The sequence below is a fragment of the Wolbachia endosymbiont of Drosophila nikananu genome (genome assembly GCF_028981865.1).
Classification (GTDB): domain Bacteria; phylum Pseudomonadota; class Alphaproteobacteria; order Rickettsiales; family Anaplasmataceae; genus Wolbachia; species Wolbachia pipientis_B.
Window position 1 is genome coordinate 1 of the sequence record NZ_JAPQLL010000077.1, and the last position, 575, is coordinate 575.

Consider the following 575-nt stretch of genomic DNA (forward strand, 5'->3'; position numbering starts at 1 on the left):
GCGATAAGGGCATTCGGTGGATGCCTTGGCACCAGGAGGCGATGAAGGACGTAGCACGCTGCGAAAAGCTACGGGGAGCCGCGAGCAGGCTTTGATCCGTAGATATCCGAATGGGGCAACCCACCCGCAAGGGTATCATCATCTGAATACATAGGATGATGAGGCGAACCCGGGGAACTGAAACATCTCAGTACCTGGAGGAAAAGACATCAATTGAGATTCTGCTAGTAGTGGCGAGCGAACGCGGAACAGGCCAGTGGTCTTTGGAAGAGAAGCAGAACACTCTGGAAAGTGTGGCCATAGTGGGTGATAGTCCCGTATGCGTAATGCTTTTAAAGATCCTTGAGTAGGGCGGGGCACGTGAAACCCTGTCTGAACATGGGGGGACCACCCTCCAAGCCTAAATACTCCCTGGTGACCGATAGTGAACAAGTACCGTGAGGGAAAGGTGAAAAGCACCCCGACGAGGGGAGTGAAATAGACCTGAAACCGAATGCCTACAAGCAGTCGGAGCCTCTTATGGGGTGACGGCGTACCTTTTGTATAATGGGTCAGCGAGTTTCTGTTTGCAGCAA

At 52.9% G+C, this 575-nt stretch carries 1 rRNA gene; it reads left to right on the top strand.

The features are described from left to right. Positions 1–575, top strand: a 23S ribosomal RNA gene (locus OZD67_RS06085); the annotation flags it as partial.